Source organism: Mucilaginibacter antarcticus (assembly GCF_042686155.1).
Classification (GTDB): domain Bacteria; phylum Bacteroidota; class Bacteroidia; order Sphingobacteriales; family Sphingobacteriaceae; genus Mucilaginibacter; species Mucilaginibacter antarcticus.
Genome location: NZ_JBHUON010000047.1, coordinates 1 through 1636 on the forward strand (window position 1 = coordinate 1; position 1636 = coordinate 1636).

Consider the following 1636-nt stretch of genomic DNA (forward strand, 5'->3'; position numbering starts at 1 on the left):
TGTAACTATTCAGGTTAAAATTGGTTAAAACAATTAAAAACAGGGTTATCAACAAATTTGGCTTAGGATTTCGAAAATTAAGAGGTTGTCCACAAAGCCGGTTGGTAAGAACTGTCTTTTTGTTGATATGCTTTTGCTGTAAAATGCACTACTAAGAATGTTTATCTTGATATTTACGTAAGCGTAAAAACAAAAACATTGTCTAAGGACGACATCATAAAAGCACTTGCGGAACTTAATGAAAAGCAGGCCGGACAGATCTCGGCTTTATTGGTTCATGCAGGTAACCTTGAATTGATCATAGAAAAGCAGGCAGGCCAAATATCAACGCTAACATTGCGTGTAGATGATTTGGAAACTGAATTGTCTGTTTACAAGAACCGGAAGAATAGTAATAATTCCCATACTCCGCCTTCTGTGGATTTGGGAAAGCCCAAACGCAATCAAAGCTTAAGGGAGAAAAGCGGTAAAAAAGCAGGCGGGCAACCAGGGCATGAGGGCTCAACGTTAGCGTTCTGGGCTGCTGCTGATGAAATCATTATCCATGTCCCACAATATTGCCATCGTTGTGGTGATGACTTAACTCAAGTGCCCGCCATAGCGTTAAGTAAACGTCAGGTAATAGATATTCCTAAACCTGTAGCTATTTGTACTGAGCATCAAATATTCTCAAAAGCCTGTTCCTGCGGCCACATTACTAAATGTGAATTCCCTATAAATGTAAACGCCAATATTCAGTATGGCTGTCATATTGAAGCATTAACGGCCTATCTGAATGTGCGTCAATATATGCCATTTGGACGGATACAAGAGTTTTACAGCAAGGTAATGGGCCTGGAAATAAGCCAGGGGGGGATTGTAGGTTTATTGCAACGCTTTACTGCAAAGGCTTTGCCGATGTACCAGGAAATAAAAAACAGGATTGAAAAATCCACCTGCCTGGGAACCGATGAAACGGGTGCAAAGATAAATGGCAAAACCCATTGGTTCTGGACCTGGCAGAATAACGCATTAACTTTTATTGTACAATCGCAAAGCAGGGGATATAAAACCATTCAGAAAACATTCCCGGAGGGCTTGCCTGATGTAGTGCTGGTACATGACCGCTGGGCTCCGCACTTCAGGTGTGAAGCTGTCCATCATCAAATCTGCCTGGCTCATTTGTTTAGGGACTTGAATTATATCGTTCAAGTACACGCGAGCGATTGGGCCGGATCTTTAAAATTATTACTTAAACGGGCAATTGCATTAAACAATGAAGCCGGTTATGATCCGGCGGGTGCCGGATCGGACAACATGACAAGGTGTGAGTTAGCGGATTCTATTGCCAATTTACTCGGGCATAAATTGCCTGATAAGGACAAATTAGCCATTAAACTGCAAAAAAAACTGCGCAAAATCAGCCACTATATACTTTGCTTTTTATACTACAACGATGTGCCACCGGATAACAACGGCTCCGAAAGGGCCATTAGAAACATCAAAGTCAAACAAAAAATATCTGGTGGCTTTCGGTCTATAGATGGTGCTGATGGCTTTGCTGTGCTGCGATCTGTTATCGATACAACTATTAAATCTGGAAATGATGTCTTTTATGCTCTTTCTTTAATCGCTAACTTAGGTGCTGAATAGTTAC

The 1636-nt window shown here is 41.3% G+C and carries 1 protein-coding gene; it reads left to right on the top strand.

The genetic code is table 11. The annotated features are described in order from the left end of the window. Positions 1-198: 198 nt before the first annotated feature. Entirely contained in the window at positions 199-1632 is a 1434-nt protein-coding gene (gene tnpC, locus ACFSYC_RS19565) for an IS66 family transposase (RefSeq protein WP_377130560.1), read from the top strand. Positions 1633-1636 lie beyond the last annotated feature (4 nt).